Source organism: Lysinibacillus sp. JNUCC 51 (assembly GCF_015999525.1).
Lineage (GTDB): Bacteria > Bacillota > Bacilli > Bacillales_A > Planococcaceae > Lysinibacillus > Lysinibacillus xylanilyticus.
The window spans coordinates 20692-42640 of sequence record NZ_CP065545.1 but is presented as its reverse complement, the minus strand read 5'-3'; the positions used below and the strand labels follow the sequence as shown (position 1 = coordinate 42640).

At 33.1% G+C, this 21949-nt stretch carries 23 protein-coding genes and 1 pseudogene; 16 read left to right on the top strand and 8 right to left on the bottom strand.

All coding sequences use genetic code 11. The annotated features are described in order from the left end of the window. Positions 1 to 14 precede the first annotated feature (14 nt). On the top strand, positions 15 to 845 hold the full coding sequence (locus JNUCC51_RS00230) for a hypothetical protein (RefSeq protein ID WP_337990277.1): 831 nt from the start codon (positions 15 to 17) through the stop codon (positions 843 to 845). A 650-nt stretch (positions 846 to 1495) separates the two neighbouring features. Beyond that, positions 1496 to 3013 carry an SH3 domain-containing protein gene (locus tag JNUCC51_RS00225; protein ID WP_337990276.1) on the top strand — a complete coding sequence of 506 codons (1518 nt, stop codon included), beginning with the start codon at positions 1496 to 1498 and terminating at the stop codon, positions 3011 to 3013. Between the two features lie 162 nt (positions 3014 to 3175). On the opposite strand, the gene JNUCC51_RS00220 is transcribed toward JNUCC51_RS00225, so the two are convergent. Next, complete coding sequence (locus tag JNUCC51_RS00220) at positions 3176 to 3625, bottom strand: NUDIX hydrolase (RefSeq protein WP_337990275.1); 450 nt, start codon at positions 3623 to 3625, stop codon at positions 3176 to 3178. 321 nt (positions 3626 to 3946) lie between these two features. Here JNUCC51_RS00220 and JNUCC51_RS00215 point away from each other — a divergent pair. Together JNUCC51_RS00215 and JNUCC51_RS00210 are read left to right on the top strand one after the other, a co-directional pair. After that, a pseudogene (locus JNUCC51_RS00215) lies at positions 3947 to 4039 on the top strand (purine-nucleoside phosphorylase); the annotation flags it as partial. A gap of 99 nt (positions 4040 to 4138) precedes the next feature. Continuing rightward, entirely contained in the window at positions 4139 to 4441 is a 303-nt protein-coding gene (locus JNUCC51_RS00210) for a hypothetical protein (RefSeq protein ID WP_337990274.1), read from the top strand. 30 nt (positions 4442 to 4471) lie between these two features. Here the strand turns inward: JNUCC51_RS00210 and JNUCC51_RS00205 are convergent, their stop codons facing one another. Continuing rightward, positions 4472 to 4651: a hypothetical protein gene (locus JNUCC51_RS00205; RefSeq protein WP_337990273.1), complete on the bottom strand. Its 180-nt coding sequence runs from the start codon at positions 4649 to 4651 to the stop codon at positions 4472 to 4474. A gap of 450 nt (positions 4652 to 5101) precedes the next feature. Here JNUCC51_RS00205 and JNUCC51_RS00200 point away from each other — a divergent pair, with 450 nt between their 5' ends. Continuing rightward, positions 5102 to 5989, top strand: coding sequence for a DMT family transporter (locus JNUCC51_RS00200; protein WP_337990272.1), 888 nt, complete (start codon positions 5102 to 5104; stop codon positions 5987 to 5989). A 306-nt stretch (positions 5990 to 6295) separates the two neighbouring features. Then, the gene (locus JNUCC51_RS00195) at positions 6296 to 6601 is read left to right on the top strand and encodes a hypothetical protein (RefSeq protein ID WP_337990271.1); all 306 of its coding nucleotides are present in this window, start codon (positions 6296 to 6298) and stop codon (positions 6599 to 6601) included. A gap of 151 nt (positions 6602 to 6752) precedes the next feature. On the opposite strand, the gene JNUCC51_RS00190 is transcribed toward JNUCC51_RS00195, so the two are convergent. After that, on the bottom strand, positions 6753 to 7217 hold the full coding sequence (locus JNUCC51_RS00190; RefSeq protein WP_337990270.1) for a GNAT family N-acetyltransferase: 465 nt from the start codon (positions 7215 to 7217) through the stop codon (positions 6753 to 6755). A gap of 92 nt (positions 7218 to 7309) precedes the next feature. Further along, entirely contained in the window at positions 7310 to 7489 is a 180-nt protein-coding gene (locus JNUCC51_RS00185; RefSeq protein ID WP_049665479.1) for a hypothetical protein, read from the bottom strand. A 422-nt stretch (positions 7490 to 7911) separates the two neighbouring features. Between JNUCC51_RS00185 and JNUCC51_RS00180 the strand changes: the two genes are divergently transcribed. Further along, positions 7912 to 8127, top strand: coding sequence for a hypothetical protein (locus JNUCC51_RS00180; protein WP_337990269.1), 216 nt, complete (start codon positions 7912 to 7914; stop codon positions 8125 to 8127). 468 nt (positions 8128 to 8595) lie between these two features. On the opposite strand, the gene JNUCC51_RS00175 is transcribed toward JNUCC51_RS00180, so the two are convergent. Continuing rightward, positions 8596 to 8745 (bottom strand): YjcZ family sporulation protein, encoded by a 150-nt coding sequence (locus JNUCC51_RS00175; RefSeq protein WP_100541994.1) that lies wholly within the window; start codon positions 8743 to 8745, stop codon positions 8596 to 8598. A gap of 489 nt (positions 8746 to 9234) precedes the next feature. Then, the gene (locus tag JNUCC51_RS00170; protein ID WP_337990268.1) at positions 9235 to 9489 is read right to left on the bottom strand and encodes a hypothetical protein; all 255 of its coding nucleotides are present in this window, start codon (positions 9487 to 9489) and stop codon (positions 9235 to 9237) included. A 588-nt stretch (positions 9490 to 10077) separates the two neighbouring features. On the opposite strand from JNUCC51_RS00170, the gene JNUCC51_RS00165 reads away from it, so the two are divergent. After that, positions 10078 to 10833 carry a hypothetical protein gene (locus JNUCC51_RS00165; protein ID WP_337990267.1) on the top strand — a complete coding sequence of 252 codons (756 nt, stop codon included), beginning with the start codon at positions 10078 to 10080 and terminating at the stop codon, positions 10831 to 10833. 244 nt (positions 10834 to 11077) lie between these two features. Here JNUCC51_RS00165 and JNUCC51_RS24735 read toward each other — a convergent pair whose 3' ends face one another. Beyond that, positions 11078 to 11296 carry a type II toxin-antitoxin system PemK/MazF family toxin gene (locus JNUCC51_RS24735; protein WP_443137022.1) on the bottom strand — a complete coding sequence of 73 codons (219 nt, stop codon included), beginning with the start codon at positions 11294 to 11296 and terminating at the stop codon, positions 11078 to 11080. Positions 11297 to 11952: 656 nt separating this feature from the next. Here JNUCC51_RS24735 and JNUCC51_RS00160 point away from each other — a divergent pair. From JNUCC51_RS00160 to JNUCC51_RS00135, 6 genes are all read left to right on the top strand, one after another. Continuing rightward, a complete protein-coding gene (locus JNUCC51_RS00160; RefSeq protein WP_337990266.1) occupies positions 11953 to 12810 on the top strand; it encodes a RhaT/GlcU family sugar-proton symporter in 858 nt (285 codons plus the stop codon). 15 nt (positions 12811 to 12825) lie between these two features. After that, positions 12826 to 13611, top strand: a complete 786-nt coding sequence (gene gdh / locus JNUCC51_RS00155) for a glucose 1-dehydrogenase (protein ID WP_337990265.1) — start codon at positions 12826 to 12828, stop codon at positions 13609 to 13611. 80 nt (positions 13612 to 13691) lie between these two features. After that, complete coding sequence (locus tag JNUCC51_RS00150) at positions 13692 to 14303, top strand: class I SAM-dependent methyltransferase (protein ID WP_337990264.1); 612 nt, start codon at positions 13692 to 13694, stop codon at positions 14301 to 14303. 132 nt (positions 14304 to 14435) lie between these two features. After that, positions 14436 to 15002, top strand: a complete 567-nt coding sequence (locus JNUCC51_RS00145) for a hypothetical protein (RefSeq protein WP_337990263.1) — start codon at positions 14436 to 14438, stop codon at positions 15000 to 15002. A 1004-nt stretch (positions 15003 to 16006) separates the two neighbouring features. Further along, entirely contained in the window at positions 16007 to 16534 is a 528-nt protein-coding gene (locus JNUCC51_RS00140; RefSeq protein ID WP_337990262.1) for a GNAT family N-acetyltransferase, read from the top strand. Positions 16535 to 16626: 92 nt separating this feature from the next. Beyond that, positions 16627 to 16908, top strand: a complete 282-nt coding sequence (locus JNUCC51_RS00135; RefSeq protein WP_337990261.1) for a hypothetical protein — start codon at positions 16627 to 16629, stop codon at positions 16906 to 16908. Between the two features lie 97 nt (positions 16909 to 17005). Here JNUCC51_RS00135 and JNUCC51_RS00130 read toward each other — a convergent pair whose 3' ends face one another. Beyond that, entirely contained in the window at positions 17006 to 17677 is a 672-nt protein-coding gene (locus JNUCC51_RS00130; RefSeq protein WP_337990260.1) for a hypothetical protein, read from the bottom strand. Positions 17678 to 17942: 265 nt separating this feature from the next. On the opposite strand from JNUCC51_RS00130, the gene JNUCC51_RS00125 reads away from it, so the two are divergent. Continuing rightward, the gene (locus JNUCC51_RS00125; RefSeq protein WP_337990259.1) at positions 17943 to 18353 is read left to right on the top strand and encodes an NUDIX domain-containing protein; all 411 of its coding nucleotides are present in this window, start codon (positions 17943 to 17945) and stop codon (positions 18351 to 18353) included. Between the two features lie 394 nt (positions 18354 to 18747). Then, entirely contained in the window at positions 18748 to 21858 is a 3111-nt protein-coding gene (locus tag JNUCC51_RS00120) for a hybrid sensor histidine kinase/response regulator (protein ID WP_337990258.1), read from the top strand. The last annotated feature ends 91 nt before the right edge of the window (positions 21859 to 21949 follow it).

The following is a 21949-nucleotide window of genomic DNA, read 5'->3' as shown; positions in this document are numbered from 1 at the left end:
TAGAGAAAAAGAATTTGAAAGGTGAGAATGTAATTTTGGAGATTCACATTGACTTTATGGATACTGAAAATCTATACAATAATTTAGTTGGAATTTTAGGAATTTCGAAAGAAGAGATTGATAATTTTATAGATAAATATAATGAAAAAGATTTTTATGATAGAGAGCGCATTACATTTAACTTTTTGAATGAACAATTTAATTTTGTTATTCCAGAGATAAGTATAAGTGATATTACAATATCTTTTTATCATGTAACAACTAATAATAATGAGTGCAAGGAAATTCTTGAACATGGTTTAAGAGATTTACAATATGTATGTACAGAAAATACACAATTTAAAAGATTTATAAATGAGCATGGCATAGAAATTGATATTTCCAATAACATCATTAAACATAACGATAATGTAATTAATTATATCCCTGATTATAAATTTTACAGTAGGTTCGAGAATGAAAATCGACCAGAGGGCCATCTTATTTTTAAGCTTTATAAAGATCAAATAGTTTGGGGCTTTAGAGAATTTAAATCTTTAGAGCGCTACAGTTGTATACATTTATACCCAGAGTTTTTAAATAATTTATATAATGCGTTTAAAGCTCCTGATTTGCTAAGCGATTGGTTAGAGGAAAATAATAAGGCTTACTTAATCAAAGCCAATGTGCTTTTAGAAAAAGTGGATTTATGTACGTTTGAAACTGTTGAAGAAGAAGTTGTTCTTAGGTTAATAGAACTCCTGTTTTGTAGATTAATCGAAGGGTCGCCATCAGAATCGATTTTACTTTTGAAAGAAGGGCATTTTATTAATCCAAATGAAATTTCCGAAATAAATGAAATTTAGATAACAATAAGACCACTCCGTGATGGGTGGTCTTTTTCGTTATATATAAAAGAAAAGAGGCGACTTTAGGCGACCAAAAGGCGACCAATATCGTAAATTCGGATAACTTCAAAAAAAGTTAATCACTGTATGATGCAATTACTAAAGCATAAAACGTTGTTAAATCAACGTTATTGAAGTATCGTGTTGTTATAAAAAGTACACATGATTCAACGATATGATCGTTGTAGCTTTAGAAGCAGCAATTCAAGACTAAGTGTAGTAAGGGCTTGTAGTTTGGAAGAAATTTCAAAGTGCCAAACAAATAATTAGCATAAAAAATACTCAATGAGTGACCGAAAATATCGGAGCTTGTTGGGTATTTTTTATTTATAGTAAGTCGAATAATTGACTCGCTTGTTCCTTTTGTTCTTTGGCTACATAGGAAGCTTACATATTTCGCAAAAAGGTAAAAATCCAACAATCACTATTTATAACCCTTTCACCGAATCAATAATAAACAATATATGTTAGGACTATCATTTATCACTCAATCCTGTTAAAAGAAAGAAACATTAGATATTTCCTCTATCCCAAATAATGGGTTTGTGATAACATATATCTGTATCTTTTAACTTTAGAAAATATGAAAGGAAGTGTAATAATCAGATATGAAAAAGATATTGAAACCATTGATTAGTGTTATTGCCATAGGTACTCTCTCTTTATCTATAAATATAGATAATAAAGTATTAGCTAATAATATTGCAAATACATGTAATTATGATTCGGCATCGAAAGGAAACCCTGATTTTTCCACAATGAACTGTTTGTTAACCGAAACAGCACTGAATTATGATGTTCCTCCTGAAATTGTGAAGGCAATAGCAGAAGGTGAAAGTGGAAATTGGCGTCATTTCGATGTGAATGGTAAAGCGATTGTGACAGCTGATAATGGAATTGGCATTATGCAAATTACAAATCAAGCTGGTTACAATCAAGATAGACTAAAAAGCGATATTGTCTATAATATTCAAGCTGGTGTAGAGACTCTAGATAAAATGTTTAAGCGGAAGGATTTACCTAGCATCAACGGTGGGGAAAGAGATGTACTGGAACATTGGTACTTCGCTATCATGGCTTATAACGGTACTAAGCCAGTAAATAGTCCAATTGTCCAATCAACTGGTAAAAGAAATACAGATGCCTATCAAGAAAGAATTCTCCAAATTATTAAGAAATTAGAATTAATAGACTTAACAGAGCTGCCTTTTTCACGCGAACATTTTCAATATGACTCTAACGGCAAGGAAAATATTAAATTTTCATCGATGAACTATGATTTTGATTTACCATTAAACAAATCAAAGTATTTTTTTGAAACAAATCAAAAAGTTAGTGCAACAACTAATGTAACATTACGGACAAGACCTACTACGGATAGTCCTTCTATGGGTACTTTACGTGAAGGCGAAATTGTTACCATTACGGGTCCTTTTGAATATGAAGAAGTATCAACGAAGAAAAACCATTTTGTTTGGTATCCTGTGAAAAGAAGTGACGGGACAAAGGGGTATGTAGCATCAAGTTATTTAAACTACTCAGCTTCAACACCAACACCTCCAGTTACCACTACAAAGGACTACTCAGCTTACGCTAAAAAGTTTGCAGACTTCAGCACTACAGCTTGGTGGAGAGATGATATGATTTGGGCAATCGACCGAGGGTTAATTAGTGGTTACGGTAACGTATGGAACCCAAAAACAAAGAAATATGAAACACAGTTACAACCGAACACACAATTAACAGAAGCTCACTTCCTTACAATCTTCTTCCGTTACGCTCAAAAAGATGAATTAGCAAGTGTAAAAAACACATCGTCTTGGAACAAAAGTGGTTTATACAACATGGCGAAAAAGTACAAAATGCCTGTACTAGCAAATGAAGAATCTACAGCTTCTAAAACTCTAGCGGATAAAGGCATTAGACGTGGTAAATTGGCACAACTGATGGCATCTTACCACTATGGGAAAACAGTAAGTGAAAACGAAGCTATTCAATTTTTCATTGATAATGGGATTACTACAGCTACATCAATCGGTGGCTATAACCCTGACCAAATTTTAACTCGTTCTCAAATATCAGCGTTTATTCAAAGATATGAATCATTCGAATCAAAGCAAAAATAATTGAACTTAGAAAACGGTTGCGTTCATTGCAATCGTTTTTCTGATTTTACGGCTGATGTAATTCAATAGGAGCTAAGTTGAATTAGCAGTTCACAGAGCCATTTATAGAGACTGTGAAACTTTTTGTTTAGGATAACGAAAGGTGATAATAGCCCGCTGTATCTAATTAGTTGAAATATAACCAACATTTTCTAGTAGTTTCAGTGTGGTATAATTTAAATCTGGAAGTTTTTCTATAGGGAAATATTTCAAATCTTTACTTTCCTCATTTTGTTTAAGAATGCCTTTAACAGCAGTTGCTTTAAAAATTGCCGTCGCATTATAAATTTCATCCCCATGTGGAAATTTGTAATATAACTCTTTCCCTGATGCTAATCCAACCAATTTCAATTCTTGGGCAATTAACCCTGTTTCCTCATACAACTCCTTTTGAGCAGTTTCTTCAAAACTATCTCCTATTTCCATTCCGCCGCCTGGAAGCCCCCAATCACCTGTATCTGAACGTAATTGCAATAGTATTTCATTCTTTTCGTTTAAAACAATGATTGCTGAACCTGGTGCAATAATAGGACTTGTTCCAACATATTGGCGTAAAGATTTAATATAATTCATGTTTCCTCCTGCATTTAACCATATTTCTGTTCTTTTTATATGAAAAATTCTATCTGTAAAGAATCATAGCATATCAAAGTTGAAGTTGGAATAAAAATGGTAAATGTGTGTCGGGTAGAAAGTAGTTACCAGAAATGAGTAACGAGCTCCTAGAATCTTAACAAGCCTGTTAGCGTAAATATTGGAGTAGGGGAATTAATCTGAAAGAACGTAAATACCTTGATTCACAGTGATAAATGTAATTTATGGATGGCTAACCCGGTGCTATAGATTAATAAGATAGGACTTGTGTAAAGCACTTTTCTTAACAGTGAGTGACCAATTCTACCTGGTGAAGTAACAACAGCAGAAAAACGTCAAACTACGTTCAATGATATGATTATTGTAGTTTTAGAAGCAGCAAATCAAGAGTAGTTGATAAATCAACGTTTATAGTTAGTCTAAAACATTAAGAATAAAAGCAACCGACCAAAGACCTTTTGCGTATAAGAAACAGTAAGCAAAATTGACGCAATGGCAAACGATAGGGCGGGCAATACAACACCAAATGAAATGAATCAGATTGGACCAAGTACAGTAGAGAAAATAGTTGATAGCTTCTTAGAAGATGAATTACCAACACAATTAGAAAACGACGACCTTGAAAAAGTTTTAGATTGTACTTTACAAATTCCAAAATCAGATTCGAAAACTGAATTAAGATTAGGAAACTTAAAACGAAAGGTAATGAGTAACATGGAACCAATCTATACAAAGTGTAACAAGTCGTGTGGTTATGTTCTATGTCAAACACTTCAATGTAGACAAAATTTTTAAAATTAATGTACTGTGAAACTATAATCGGATTCATTTCTTTGGATCAAGTTTTAAACTGAGCACCAAACTAAAGGTTACTATTATACAAAGAATAATTAAATCAATATTATTATTAGAGACTATTGTATTTCCCAATTTCACGATATCATAAATTCTAATAATAATACCTAGCAAAGAACAAATCAGTACTAAAATAGCAATTTTTTTCATGTTATCCCTCCTAAATTTATATTATCATAATATTGCGTAATTTAGAAAAGCCCGGGTTTAAAATTAAATTGAGTGCCTGGGCTATATTGTTAGTAAAAAAGCTAATATATGAATGAATTACATTCTACAAACCTAAGTGCTTGATCTGTATAATATACATAAGCAATCTTCGACAAACTTGGTTTAACACCGTTTGCATAAACAGATACCACATAACCGCGTTGTCCTTTGTCATAAGCTGTTCTTAGTTTGCTTGGACTACTTCCACTAGCAGACGCTAATGAGTTAGCAGCTAAGTAGGTTAGGGAAAAACCTTTTTACAAACTTGAGATACGATGATACTATATATTAGGCGATAATTTCAAGAGAAGATAATTCTTTCCTATAACTGTTGGATATTCTCTCTAGATATTTCGTTAATTAAAGAACGACAGAAGGTATAGTAAATAAGTGACTAATCTAATGTATGTATTTTGTTTAATAGTTTGGGGGCTTAATTTTATTGCAGTAAAAATTCAAGGAACGCCAGTAAGCTTAGAATTATCTTTGACTTATCGGCTAGTTATTACTGCATTTTTATTTATTTCCCTAGTATTGTTTATTAAGCCAAAAGGGATCCCTACAAGGAAAGATATACCCTTTATCATTGTGTTTGGTGTATGTAACTTTGCTTTAAGTTATTTATGCCTATATTACGCAACAATATTAAGCTCAGCAGCAATTGTAACATTAATCTTTTCATTAAAAGTGATACTGACGCCGTTAGCTCTTCGTATTTTCTTAAAAGAGCAACTACATCCTCGTGTTTTGTTTGGAGGACTTCTAGGAGTGTTTGGAGTTTGTGTTCTCATTTATCCTTCATTAAGTAATTTTTCTAGCACAGATGTTCTAAAAGGCATTATGGTTGCTCTTTTAGGTACAGTCCTTACAGCAATTGGTGATGTAAGTTCTGCAAGAAATGCCAGAGTAAAGATTGACCCTATCTATTCGAATGCAATTGGTTTTACTGTAGGAAGTATTTTAATGTCAATAATTGTATTTTTACAGGGACAAAAGATCATAATTCCTACATCAATAACATACATATCTGCTTTACTGTATTTAACATTAATAGCATCTTTCCTAGCATGGCTATTTTATTTAAAGCTTGTTGAAAGAATAGGTGCTGCCAAAAGCGGGTACATGGTAGCTTTATTTCCGGTAATTGGAGGAATAGCCTCTGTACTAATTGGTGAATCACCACTTTCAATTTATTTGATAATAGGATGTCTATCTAGCTGTATAGGTGCAGCTATAGCTTTAGGATTTAAAATTCCTAATAGAATTAAACAAACGTGAATCAAAACAATGGGTACAAATTAAATCAGATTACAGTAGACCGCTCAGAAATGGGTGGTTTTTTTGTATTTGTTATTTCATATTCTGTGGAAAAAGAGCTAACGGTGCACGTCCAGTTCCTTTCCGTTTGCTCTAAATGCCGTGCATAAAATATGAAATAACCAACCAAAAATGTCGGTTAATGGAGGATGAAAATAAAACAACATTTAGGAAAATAATTTAGTGATTTAACATTAAATAGGAATTATTTTGCAGATTGAGATATTATTAATTATAAGGAGAAACAAAAGATTTAGGGGGATAATATTGAAAAAGGCATTTAGTTTGCTATTTACAGTTCTTATATGCTGTAGTTTATTGTTTATGTGTAAAAGTGAAGTTAAAGCAACGTTTGTAGGTGTGATTGAAGAGTTGATTAATGATCGGGGAGCTTTTGTTTATGTAACTGAAGCTGAAAATGATGCGGTTTACGGAATTATTTATGTAAATCTAGCGAAGAATCCTGACGAAACATTTAAGGTTGGTGATAAGGTAAAAGTCGGTTATGATGGAACAGTCCAATATACAGCACCAATGGTAATTACTACACTTACTGTTGAATTAGTTGAGTAATATAATAGTAGCATTAGGAAATGCGGATTTACAATTAAAAATGGATTGCTCTGTGATGAGTAATCCATTTTTTAGTTATTCGCTCTCATTAACATAAACCCGTTGCTTAAAAAAATTAATAGCGTATTTACTATTTTTTCATAATCGGACTTTACAGTATCTTTTTTGTATAATCAAATAAAATAAGCTTTTCATTTACTTGATGTTGACCGATTTTCTTATAGCCAAATTTTTCGTAGAAGTGATGATTTCTAATATTTAAATGTGGTGTATCTAAAACCCATTCAACTGCTGAAGGAAATTCTTCTTCTACCAATTTCATTATCTGGCTACCAAGCCCTTTGTTTTGATATTTTTTTGAAATAAATATTCTGTTTAATCGATATTTATTATCTTTTAAATCACGCACATCTATACCACCAATAATCACATTATTGTGCCATATGGTATAGTGTATGAAGAGTTCGATTTTTCGAAGTAATCGCTCAATCGGTTCATTTACTGGACTTGTATCGTGGTCTTCATACTTTTTTAAATCATCTTCAAATGCTTCTTTCTGTATTTCTAAAAGAATAGGAGCGTCAGTTTCATTGGTTCTTTTGATAACGATACTCATTAAAATCTCCCCTTTACGAAATCAAATACTCAATCTTCACAATCGAATTTGTTTTTTTATATGTTGGCCATTATCGCACTATTTTTAAAAGCCTATTTGTTAAAAATAGTTGTGTTTTCTATACGAATTGAGTCAACTTCACCGCAATCTAAGCAAAATGTGTAGATCTTGTTTGCCCCTTTAAATGAACCTTTACTTGGTTTTATAGGTATGTAATCTGTAGCCTCTGTAAATTGGGTTTTTCCACATCTTTTACATTTTTTATCGATCATGAATTTCGCTCCTTAATTGTGCCTAATTTTAATTTCTACTCAACAGAATTATAACATAGGTAAGGTATTATTTGGTTCTTCATGAAAAAAATGCTAGGTTGGTAGATTCGATGTGATAGGTTGAATGATTGTGGGCTATCGTATTGTCATATAAACAGCTTATTTTTTATGTCTACAAAAGCGAGCTGTATCTTTTTTCTTTTATTAACTCTACAGTCCATTTACATTATAGAAAACATTTATTGTAGATAAAAAACAAGCTCAATTAATGGTATTTAGTTTTGAAAAATAAGTAAGAATGGTGATTGATCTTTTGTTTGTAGGTGGGTAGTGGAGGCAATTTGACTAGCAAATAGGCATCTGCGTAGACTGTTAATCCTTTTATAGCATAACCTATATCGAAATCGAAAGGAGGAAAAGATATGCGATACGATTACGGACATGATAATTATGGGGGACAACATGGTGGGAGACATCCATATTACCCGGTTTCTCCAACTCATTATTATCCGAGCCATCATTATCCAATGCATCATTACTACCCAATGCATTATTACCCAACACATACAACATATCCATCACATCATCGCCATCCGCACCACCACCACCACCACTATCCGAACCCACGCTATTACTAATTTGACTATATAAAATAAACAACAATAAAGAGTCTGTCGTTTTAGTTCCTAAAAAAAATTATTTTAGCTAGAAACAGATGGAATGTTTTAAGTGTGAAAAAGGTGACTAATTAAATTTACAATTTCCTGAAGTGAGACTATTGTACATTGTCAGCGGAGGAAAGTGATACTTAACTTATCATTTTTGGAGGGGAGAATAACTTAGTTGTCCCTAAATGAGCATCAAGGCGAGGTATTGAGTGTAATTTATTAATAGCCTGAAGCTAGTGCCCGCGATACGTTTGGATAAAATACGATAATTGTAAAGAATAAATTATTGTTGGCACTAGTGAAATTTTGACTTATTTCGTGAAAGGGTATAATTGATTGAGGCTGGATCGTTTAGCAAATTCATACTCTAAAGGGCGGAGCTTTATCTCATCTTAAAAAGGTCACTTTGTGAAAGTGACCTTGAATGAACTGGTGTAATTAGTAACTTATGAAAGTAGCACCGACAATAATTAAAAGAATGAACAGAACAACAATTAGAACAAATGTTGAACCGTTATTGCCACCTCCATAGCTATAACCTCCGTAGCAACAATTGTTGTAATTGCCATAGTTTCCGAAGCATCCCATACAGAATTCCTCCTTTCTACAACTATAATATGTACCTTTATAGAAAATAGTGGAGGTATTTATCCAACAAAAAGTCCTTTAGAATTAAAACTCGAAAAAATTTAACAATAAAAAAGGGCCACCGTATGGAAGTGACCCTTAATTAGTAACAATTCAAGGCGGTGTGTAAGCTAAATAATAGCTTAATTTATATTATGATGGGATGACTACTATTATAGAGTTGATTGCCTTAGTAATGAATAAAAATTATAAAAAAGTGACTTAAAAATATTGAGGACCAAGATAGCTTAATGCAATCTTGGTTATTTTGCGTTATGAAAGTGCAGGGCAATGTCTTGACTATTAACTGGAACATCAAAATTTTTAATTAGTGATTTGTTAATAGCTTTCTTTATTTGTTTGAAAGTAATCATAATTTTCCATCCTTCAGAAGTTTATCTAACCACTTAACAACTTCAGCTTCGTACAAATTAGATTGCTCGAATTCTTTTATCCCTTTATCGAGTGGGTATCTACCTTTTGAAAAACCTGTTTCTTCTCCTGACGGAGAAATAATTCTATGGCCATATTCAAGAAGGTGCACATGAGGTGATGAGATAAAAACTCGAACAACGAATTCTCCATCTCTACCGATGAAGACCTTACCTCTTTTCTATTTCTTGTGATACATACCTGAATCTTTTTAACTAGCTGACGAGCTTTTTTGGCCACCTGAGTTCTGGCTTTACTTCCTGCTTTTCTCATTAGTAGATTTCGCCTCCAAATTATATAATAGAACTTGGACTATTTATAAGACAGAAGATTCTCTCGTTCAAAAGAGATTACAAAGTTATATTTTGATCAACGTGGTAATGATGATATTGATTCTTTATGGATTGTTGGTAAAGGAGAAGACCGTAGAGCAGCACAATATCAAACTCTTTATAATTGATGCTTGAGTTTCCGAAAAATATTATTAAGAGAGACTGGAGAACTAATTGAATTTAACCCTCATAGCTTCAGACATAGCTCATTAACCAATTATGAAAACGGGACTCATTATGTTTTGAAGGAACTCGGCAAAGACAAGTTAGAATTGAATGTTTTGAAAACGCTCGCAAATCATAGTGATATTTCAACTACTCAATCCTACTTACCAAATAAAGATGTTGAGATTTTGGCCAAAGAATTTGGACTATAAAAGAGAGATTGACTTCATTCTTCTATATTACCGATCTCATTTAAATCTATTTACCATTAATAAATTTTAAATTGGAGTTATTTACTACTTACTTTTGTATTGGTATGATTAATTTGGAATAAAAAACTAAATTAAGTAGGGATGTAGATCATGTGATTAAAAGATTATTAAAGTTGCCCCTGTCTCTGATTCTGTTTTTAGGTTTAATTTCCTTTACCGTTCCAAATGCACAAGCGAATGAATTAGATTTAGGAAATTCTAATTCTATCTCTACAGTAGAAAATTACATTGAGTATTTAAGAAACAGCCCAGATAGAGCTGAACTCTTAGAACAATTTTTATCTTTATCTAAAGAAGATCAAGAGCTTTTTGTAGAAGCTCTAAAGCCAGAGAATTTCTTTGACGCTTTTGCATTAGCTCAAGAAAATTTAAATGAAGACACTGTATTTGAATTAAACAATAGAAAAGAAATTGAAGTTAAAATGATTTCTGAAAATTCCGATGATAATGAAAGTATTGGAGACTCTTCTATAATGCCGTTGACTACTTATAGAGAGACGACAGGTAAGGCACGTTGTGTCTTCACTATTTTAGGACTTGAGGTAGCTGAATACAGAGCTGGTCTAGTCTACCAATCTGATGGAACGAATGCATTACAAGTTTATGATATTGAAAAAAGTTATAATAATAATAATCCATTGGTTTGGACTACCGAGAACGGCTATACAAACAAGTACGTTTCTGGTGGTTGGGCATATGGTGGGTATAGTTGGACTCTCAGTTCTACTGGTTCTCTAGGGGCTCTTTCGGCAAGCGTGGATATGTATGTAAAAGCCAAGCCTGGCAAGAGATCCTTTAAAGTTGATTCTGGACGTTCCGACTGGGCGATCCCTTGGACAGAATATTAACATCTAAGATTAACAAAATAAGATTTTGAAGAGGTAAACGATATGAAGAAAATAATACTGTCGGTTGTATTGGTGGTATTTCTTTTATTAATTTTAGGTTGGTTTATGACTAAAGTTCAATATTGATAAATTCGAAGAAGATGATGTCTGTATTATACAGGCTTCATCTTTTTTTAATTTTAATCTACTCGTTAATATATTTTTGATTATTCTGAAAACAAAAAACCTAAAAAAATTAGAGCTCTTATGTAAAGTATTTAACTAGTGTTTGAGATATTTTTTGAATAGTTACTTCATCAAGAACTGCTGCTCTAAAAATTAAATCTTCTTTACTAAACGTTGATAATTTTGTACATCTCACAACAGAGGGTTTATTCAAACCGATTTCTTCCCAATTTTCAATAAAAATATCATATTCATTTCTTGGTTCTTGACTTGTTATTTTTGCGACAGTAACATCAATCTCTGCGATTATATTAACTACTCCAACAATAACACCAGGTCTTCTTTTTACTGATTGTATATTTTTCCATCTATTTAAATAAGAAGGTAGACATCGCTTTCTTCTCCTGTTGGAGTAAATTCAGTTACCAATGCATATGTTGCGTTGTTCTTAGTAACTTTTGAATATACTTTATAATTGTAAGTACACTCATTCAAATATTCCTCAATCATGTTCATTTCCTCCGATATAAAACAAGTAGTTGTAAGTTATTTATCTATCTTACAATAATAATTATACCATTTATTGTAATTACTGTACACAGTTTTCTTAATAGTTATAATATTTCACTAGAGTAGACAATTTAAGTTTTCTCCAAATTTGCCCCATAAAAAAATACACCGAGATTCCTCGGCATATTTGAATAAGTACCCTCCACAATTTTTATACTTATAACCTGCCACAGTTTCTTCACCTGTTCGTAGAGATTTTTTAACCCAACCAACATTTGTGATTTCATTAAGGTTTTACATTACAAAATAAACCAACTTAAATCGTGTTTCTAAATTAAAGTATAAAAATTTTACCTTGGTACATCATAAAAAAGTATTATGGATGTTTTGTTTCAAGTAACAGTAATCAGAATCAAAAATAAAGCATTTAGAGAGGTGAAAAAAATGGATATTATCCTTGCATTATTACCAGCTCTCTTTTGGGGAAGTATAGTATTATTTAACGTCAAGCTCGGTGGTGGACCCTATAGTCAAGTACTTGGGACTACATTTGGTGCACTTATTTTCTCAATAGGTATTTATTTTTTTGTAAAGCCTGAGTTAACACCATTAGTGTTTGGAGTCGGAATTGTATCAGGTCTCTTTTGGGCATTAGGACAAGTAAACCAATTGAAAAGTATTGATTTAATGGGTGTTTCTAAAACAATGCCTATTTCGACAGGGTTACAATTAGTGTCCACAACTTTATTTGGTGTAATTGTGTTCCATGAATGGTCGACAACAATGTCGGTTATTTTAGGTGTTCTTGCACTTATAAGTATTATTGTAGGGATCGTTCTTACATCTCTTCCAAATCCAGAGGAGAAAAAAGAAGATCACGGAAGCAATTTGAAAAAAGGGATATTAATTTTACTTGTTTCAACATTTGGATATTTAGTATATGTGGTGGTAGTACGTTTATTTAATGTAAGTGGATGGTCTGCTTTATTACCACAAGCAATCGGGATGGTAATAGGTGGGGTTTTACTAACCTTTAAGCATAAACCGTTTAATAAATATGCGTTTCGTAATATTATCCCAGGTTTAATCTGGGCGGCCGGAAATATGTTTTTATTCATATCTCAACCACGTGTAGGGGTCGCAACAAGTTTTTCTCTTTCCCAAATGGGGATCATCATCTCCACTTTAGGCGGAATTTTTATATTAGGTGAGAAGAAAACAAGAAAGCAATTCATTGGAATTATCATAGGGATTGTATTTATAGTTGCTGCTGGCATTATGCTAGGGATTGCGAAAAGATAAAAAGGAGGGCATTTTATGTATCCAGATTTAGAAGGAAAAGTTGTTGTGATTACAGGTGCTGCAACGGGATTAGGTAAAGCGATGGGTATTCGCTTCGCAGCAGAAAAAGCGAAAGTAGTTATTAATTACCGTTCAAATGAAGCGGATGTAAATGCTGTCGTTGAAGAAGTTAAAAAAGCCGGTGGGGAGGCTATTGCTGTAAAGGGCGATGTTACAGTTGAAGCGGATGTCATTAATCTCGTTCAAACAGCGATAAAAGAGTTCGGAACTCTCGATGTCATGATTAATAACGCAGGAATAGAAAATCCAGTAGCTTCTCATGAAATGCCGTTAAGTGATTGGAATAGAGTCATCAATACAAATTTAACGGGTGCGTTTTTAGGAAGTCGAGAAGCGATTAAATACTTTGTGGAGAACGATATTAAAGGTACTGTAATCAATATGTCCAGTGTTCATGAGAAAATTCCTTGGCCTTTGTTCGTACATTATGCCGCTAGTAAAGGGGGCATTAAATTAATGACTGAAACTTTAGCGTTAGAATATGCCCCAAAAGGAATTCGTGTCAATAACATCGGACCTGGAGCGATCAATACACCTATAAATGCAGAAAAGTTTGCAGATCCAGCAAAACGTGCAGATGTAGAAAGCATGGTTCCGATGGGGTATATCGGAAAACCAGAGGAAATTGCTGCAGTCGCAGTATGGCTTGCATCATCGCAAGCTAGTTATGTAACCGGCATTACTTTATTTGCGGATGGTGGAATGACTTTATATCCTGAATTCCAAGCTGGTCGCGGATAAGAAATAGTGATAGCTAATGACTAGGACTCATTTTATAATAATGAGTACCTGGTCTTTTTTGTTTTATGGGGGGTGTAGTAATGAATAATTCTTGGAATAAAATTATATATAAGATAGGTTCTCCGATTTACGATAAGTTCTTTAATTCGGGAATTTTTTTGAATGCTCGAAAACAAATATTTCAATCCATACCATTCAATAATCAACAAAAGTTCCTGTTTGTAGGTGTTGGTACGGGAGCTGATTTAGAGTTAATTAATCACAATGACCTAAATATTACGGCTATTGATTATTCACCTGATATGCTCGAAAAAGCAAGAAAGAAGTTTGAACATTCCACAATAACATTTTTAGAAATGGATGCTCAAAAAATGGCATTTGAAAATGAATCGTTTGATTATATCGTTGCTAGTTTAATCCTTTCGGTAGTTCCTGATGCAACTAAATGTTTTCAAGAGATGACAAGGGTTTTAAAGCCGGAAGGAAAAATAATAGTATTTGATAAATTTGTCCCTAAAAACAAAAAACTGGCCTTACCTAAAAGGTTGCTAAGACCCATTATTAACTTATTAGGAACTGATATTGGTCGGAGCTTCGAGGAAATAGTACCTGAAAATATAGTAGTTGAAGAAGATACACCTATCATGCTAAATGGGATGTATAGGAAAATAATAATTAGAAAGATAAATTGATTATTAAAAGATACTTTTTGGGGACAAGTTTTTGATAAATTGTTCCTTTTTTCTGTATAAAAAAACCTAAACCGTATGAATCATTCATCATATCTTAGTATTATTATCAATTGATTGAAATGAGGTAATGCGATGATGAACTCTTCCTGCAATTGTGATTGTGATTGTGATTGTCACAACAAGATACTTCGCTTAAATAAAGTATCTTCATGCCCTATTAGTCAAATTAATTCAGTTCAACCTTCAGTTCCAAGCAATTTTACGACAGGAGCAATATGGAGAAATCCAACTACAGAAACTATCGTTGTCACTCTTTTAAATAAATCAGATGTACCTCAAACAGTGACAGTATCCGTCTTAGATTGGCAAAATTGTGCCCAAGAAGAGATGCCAAAAGAGGCATTCTTATGTGGAGAATCTCAGCCTTCCCCTTTTTATGGACCGGCAACTCCTCTTACTTTTACAATTCCAGCTAAAAAACTTCTTGTCGTTCATGCAACTCCGCAAAATGCCTGGCAACCCGGTGATCCATGTTATGAAGTACTTGTTAAAACCCCAGGTGATCCAATCTTTCCAAGTGATCCTGTAGTTCCAAATGACCCTGTTATCTTGAATACATGGGGAATTAATGATGTTGGGGTGCCTCAAGAAGGAAATACAGTGTTACATCAACAGTTTCATCGAACTATTTTTCTATGAAAATAGGGAAGTGAACAACTTCATATTGAGCAACGAAAAAATGACCAGGTACTTATTAATCCTGGTCTTATTATTTTGAAAACTGATATGAATAATAAAGTCAAAAAGTTCTTTTAATGGTATACATATTTTGACTAAAGACTTCCCAAATATGAAATAATTAAAAAAAGGACTTCCGTTATGAGTATATTCATACACGCAAGCCCTGGAGTGAAGCCAAATATAGCGTCAATTAGCTCATTCTTTAATATAACTTTTGGAATATTATGCAATACTACACACTGCTCCATACTAAAGTTCTTAATAAATAAAATAGTCCAAGGCCGGCAATAATCAAAAGAACAAATAATACAATTGCAAGGGCAAGACTCGTGCCCGATCCATAACTTGAACAACTCAAACATTTTCCCTCCTTTAAAATTTCTAGCCTATCAGTTGTAGAAAGAAAAGGTTTTTATTTTTTTAAAAGCTTGAGCATTGCACACCATATCCCTTATTGTCCTTCCATTTTTTATTTACGGCTAAGCTCATTGCGAAGAACGGAAATGGTGTTCAACTGTTATTACAAAGCAAGGTTAACAAAATTTATCGTTTATTTTCAATGGTTAAAGCTACTAAAGGGATATTCAAACTAAACTTATGATCAAATCCTTTTTAACTTTATACTATGTAGTATAGAGCAAAGAAGTTAGGGCCAATTCCCTCAATTGTTGAAATTATGGGCTTTCTGGTGTATTTCCGGGATTCATTCAAAAAACATCACAGCGTGAAGCAGTTGCACACACGTGCTATTGCTTAAGAACCAGCATTTACTTGAATGAAACAAATGATGCACTTGATTTTCAAAAATGCCAAGAGTATTATGCGCCATTCAAGCTGGTCAATATTCTGCCATCGAATTTCTTAAATACATCTATTGTAAAAATTTTCAAAATAGTAATGCAACTCTCACTCTTTTTATATAAAATCTAACCTATAACTTATATGGAAGTGGAGTGAAGAAGATGATTCCCATTTTAGAGACTGAACGATTAGTGTTAAGAGAACTTACTGAACATGACGCCCAAGATGTTTTAAATTGCTTTTCTAATGCTGATGTGTTACGCCATTATGGTCAGAATCAATTAACAAGTATAGAGCAGGTTAAACAAATAATTAAAAATTTTTCAAAGAATTATGATGAAAAACGTGGTATTAAATGGGGAATTGCATTAAAAGGGCAAGAAGGTATTATTGGTACGATTGGTTTTCAAGAGTGGTCTACTGAGCATAAAAGAGCTGACATTAGCTACGCACTTTTTCCCGAGATCTGGGGCAAAGGGTATGCCAAGGAGGCCGTTAATAGAGTAGTATCATTTGGCTTTCAAGAGATGGATTTAATGCGTATTGGAGCTATTGTTTTTACTGAAAATGAAGCTTCAAACAAGCTATTAACAAAATTGGGCTTTGAAAAAGAAGGGATATTAAAAAATTATATGCACCAAAATGGTGTTCCGTTTGACACTAATATTTTTTCTTTAATAAAGCATTAAATCATCATGAGTCGCCAAGACCAAGACTGTTTAATTGCTGTCTTGGTTTTAATTGCTAAAACGATGAAATAAAAGAGAAAGGGGATGAAATTATGAAGAATATAAAAAAGTATGGATTTGTAATATTTACATTTGTCCTAAGCGTAATTGGATTTTTAATATTAATAAATGGTGTTGAAAATGGTGTGGATTCAGCAAATGAGTACTTAAGTACATCAATGGGTGGAAGCATGGATTCAGATAGTTTCCTAGTAATAATGAAAGGGTACATTTTATCAAATTTCATATTTGGTGGAATTCTGCTATTGGTAGGACTTTCATTTTTTTGTATGTCTTTATATAAATTTTTAAAGGAAATAGATTTTGAGGACTAATATTTGGTTCCAATAAATGATATAGACATAAATGTATATGATTAAGGTTTCTCTATATTTCAGATTGAGCAACATCAAAGGACCAGTATTATTTGAATTAGTTGTATGGCTGGAATTCAATGGATTTTGCTTGATACATTTTGTCACGATATTCATAAACAATAACAATTTCACCGACAAAACTGGCAGGAGATATTTGACCACTTACCCTTACAACAAGTTGATTGTCTTGTACTTCATAATGAATAGAACCTCCAAAGGCGATATCATCAAATAAGTTTGCAGGTTGTATTTCTAAAGGGGATATATCAATTTTATACACTTTGTCAGACAATCTAATTTCGGCTGAATTATTCGTTAAACTAGTTTTTACGCTTTTGTAAATAATGGCAATAGGATTATCGACAAGAACGTCAATTAATCCATTAGTATGTCTATATACATGAACCTCTTCATCTAACACACCAGTACCATACCCCCTTGTTAAGATAATGATTAACTCTTTCTCCCTATCTTTATTGATGTCTTCATAATATATTTGCGGGGCATATGCTGGGTTGGTAACGTTCATCCAATAAGGTCTAAAGTAAGATTCCCCTTTGAAGTGCAGTTTGAAATCTCGGTATAGGCTTCCTATTTTCTTTGCATACAAAGTTATTTTATCATTGCTTAATTTTGAAACAATTTCATATTCTTCATTTTTTGCTTCTGCAACGCTAATAAAAACAACAAGAAAAAGTGTAAGAAGTAAAATAATGTGATTTTTCATAAGCTACATCTCCTCAATTTAGTGTTCCTTAATAAAGCCACACTATTCTTGACTGTGAGATCTATGAATAAATACTTGAAGTAGACATTCTTCTGCGCATTTTTATTGTGCATAGAAAAAAGAATGCTGACAATCTGCTAAAACAATATTAATTATTGTAATAAAGATAAAAAGCCTCACTGATAAAAGTGATCCCGAATGAGGATGAATTCGTATATAATAATGAACAAATATTAAAAGTATTCTAGTAGAGGAAGGAATAAAAATGGAAAAAGAGAAATTACCTAAGGTTGGAGTAGGAGCAGTTATCCTAGATAAGTCCAACAAGATTTTACTCGTTTTACGCAAAAAAGCGCCTGAAGCCGGCTGTTGGAGCTTACCTGGTGGCAAGGTAGACTATATGGAGACAATAGAAAACGCAATTATACGAGAAATTAAGGAAGAGCTTGGTGTGGATATCGAAATAATACAATTAGTATGTGTGACCAATCATATTATTCATTCAGAAGATATTCATTATGTTGCACCTACTTTCGCTGCTCGTATTACGAATGGGGAAGTACAAAATAGAGAGCCGCATGCTTTAGAGGAAGTTAAGTGGTTTTCAATAGATGAAATACCAGAAAACATTACAATGACAACAGATTATGCTTTAAAACAGTTAAAGCTAGTGTAAAAGGAGTATCGATACAATAATCAACTGGAGTAGGCAAAATATTCTTTTCCGGTAATCTCTTTGGTTACTTTTCGCATGATTCCGTGAAAATGATAAGCTTAAATCTGATATCGTAGTCAAAGTGAAAGGTTCTTTCATCTAACATCACAAGAATCCCTTTAGCACATATGCAATTATGATATCGACTACATAACATCGGATTCTCCATGAAAATTAGTATTAATATTAAAAGCCTTTTATATTAATACAATGTAAAATTTGGATTTTTGTGAAAGAATTAGATTTAATATTAACGTTAACTCTGTTAGGATATTATATCGTAGGAGGTGCGTTTTGCCTAAGGAACTTGTGTTATAACAGAAAAACACAAACTACCTTTTGACAATTATTATGAATGCAAAAGAAAAAAATTGCTCTCATCATTAGCTTGTTTATTATTATTCTAACAGGCTCACGAATTTTATGGCTGCATGTATTTAATAATACAGATCAACCATATGCGACAAAAGGTCAAATGGATTTAAGAAATTGGGATTTTAATGACGGTCATGCTGTTACACTTGATGGAGAGTGGGAATTTTATCCTTATAAATGGTTGATTAGTGAAGAACAGCATTTAGAATCCTCGAAGAATGCTAAATACATACAGGTTCCTAAAGGGTGGAGTTCATCTTTACAAGAGGGAGAGTTAACGCCATATGGTTACGGTACTTATCGCTTAAAATTACTCGTTAATCCAGAAAACAATATAACTTACAGTATTCGAGTTCCGAGTGTTCGAAGTTCCTCAGAAATATATGTAAATGGTAGGCAGTTGGCAAAATCAGGCCAAATAGGGAAAAATGCAGAAAAAACAGTTGCCAAGAATGTTCCGTTTACTGTTTCTTTTGAAGCGAACGGTCACAAAGAAATCGACATTATTGTTCAGGCTTCAAACTTTAAGGACCCTCGTAACGGGGGAATTGTTCGTTCCATTAAATTTGGGAAAGAAGATATATTAGCTCGTGAAACTCAATTGTCGATAAATATGCAACAACTAGTAGCAGTTGTTTTTTTACTACATGCTATCTATTCCATTATTTTATTTTTTGTTGGAAACATGGAAGATAGAAGATTACTTTACTTTTCACTGTTATCGATTACCAGTATGATTGATTTCCTATTAGGAAGCGAAGACAAATTATTATCTTATTGGTTTCCGATTAGTTACGACTGGGCCTTTAAATTAGTTCATCTTTCTATGGTCGGCGTAGGCTTTTCAATGCTTCAATGCATAAAACATTGGTTACCTCAACATGTTAGAAAATATATTCGTTTGTTTAGTATTTTCTGTGGTATCGTAGCATTGTTGACAATCGTGTTGTCTACTCGCTTTATCGTAATCAATCAAGGCATATACATTATGATTTTAGGAATACCGATAGTAATAACGATTCTAACAGTAATCCGAGAATCTATTAAAGAGATTAAAAGTAATATTTTTTTACTTTTTGCCATATTGGCATTTGGTAATAATCTTATTTGGGATGGTCTTCTTCTTATTTTTGGAATAAAAGTGATCATGTATCCATTTGATCTTGTTATAACAGTGGCTTGTTTGGCTATTTTATGGTTTAAAGGTTATGCTAAAGTCCATTCGGAAACGAAAGAACTTGCTATTAAGCTCCAAAAGACTGATAAGTTAAAGGATGAATTCCTTGCTAATACGTCTCATGAACTACGAAACCCACTTCATGGGATCCTTAACATTTCAAAAGCCGTTTTGGAAAGGGAAAATCATGTGCTCAGTGATAAAAGTGTCAAGGATATAGAAACAGTGTTGTCAGTAGGACGACGTATGACACTAATGTTAAATGATTTACTAGATGTTATGAGCTTAAAAGAAAATAACTCCAAACTAAAACTTCATACTTTTTCGATTCATTCAATTGTATCGGGTGTATTAGATATGCTCTATGTTATGAGCGAAGGAAAGCAGATTCAGTTAGTTAATCAAATTCCTGAAAATTTTCCAAAAGTAGTTGCGGATGAAAATAGAGTTATTCAAATTGTTTTCAACTTGCTTCATAATGCAGTGAAATACACGAACGAAGGTGAAGTGAAAATTTCAGGTCATGTGAAAAATGGTATGGCTGAAATTGTAATTTCGGATACTGGTATTGGTATTGATGAAGAAACCATTCAACGTATATTTGAACCGTATGAGCAGGGTACCCTTAGTAAGGCAATGATTGAAGGCGGATTTGGGCTAGGACTAAGTATTAGTAAACGTTTAGTTGAACTACATGGGGGAACATTACAGGCAAATTCAGCTGTAGGAAAAGGGTCAGAATTTACTTTTACCTTACACATATCTGACTCAACTGATGAGCAAGTTACTGCAGAAAATGTGGCGCTACTATCGAGTATGAAGGAAGATTTAACAGTAGTACCTTCTATAAACCCATTCGATTCTCAAGAAGAATACCATTCAATCATTGAAGCAAATCGCCCTAAAGTTTTGGTAGTCGATGATGATCCAGTTAACTTAAGAGTGATCGAAACAATACTTTCAATAGAGAAATACAACTTAGTAACTGTCACAAGTGGTAGTAAAGCCCTCGAAAAAATAATGTCTCAAGAATGGGATTTGGTTATTTCAGATGTGATGATGCCGAATATGTCAGGGTATGAATTAGTTCGTACAATTCGTCAGCAATTTTCAATAACAGAACTTCCGGTTTTACTTCTTACGGCGAGAAGCCAGTCTGAAGACATTGAAAATGGATTCTTATCTGGTGCTAATGATTATGTCACAAAGCCTGTGGACGCTTTAGAGTTAAGGTCAAGGGTAAAGGCTCTAACTGACGTTAAACAATCTGCACAAGAAAGACTTAGAATGGAGGCAGCTTGGCTTCAGGCACAAATACAGCCTCATTTTTTATTTAACACATTAAATGCCATTATTACATTAAGTGACATTGATATCGAGCGAACTAGTAAGTTACTTGAAGCACTGAGTGATTTTTTAAGGGAGTCATTTAAGTTCCAAAATATTGATGAACTTGTTCCAATTGAGGATGAGCTAAATCTTGTTCGATCCTATTTATATATTCATAAGGAACGTTTTGGGGAGCGGATTAATGTAACGTGGGATTTGGAAGTCTCGACTAATGTTTTGATACCATCACTAATCATCCAACCATTGATTGAAAATGCTTTGAAACATGGTATTTTGCCCCGTGAAAATGGTGGGAATATTCATATATGCATTGTAGATTACGACACGTACATTGAGATAACTGTGTCTGATGATGGTATTGGAATGGATAACGCGATGATCGAACGTTTACTTGTAAGAAGTTCGGAGACATCAACTGGAATTGGCTTGCTTAATACAGATCTTCGTTTAAAACAACATTACGGTAAGGGACTTCAAATAAAAAGTGAGCTAAACCAAGGGACAGCAATATCATTTGTTGTTCTTAAAAAGAAAAAAATATCAAAGAAATTTAAGCCTGAATGAAGGTAAAATAAGGACATTCAATATGAGCTGCATCTTCTTTAAATGGAGGTGCAGTTTTTAAGTTCTTTCAGCTTTTTTTGGTACCTAAAGT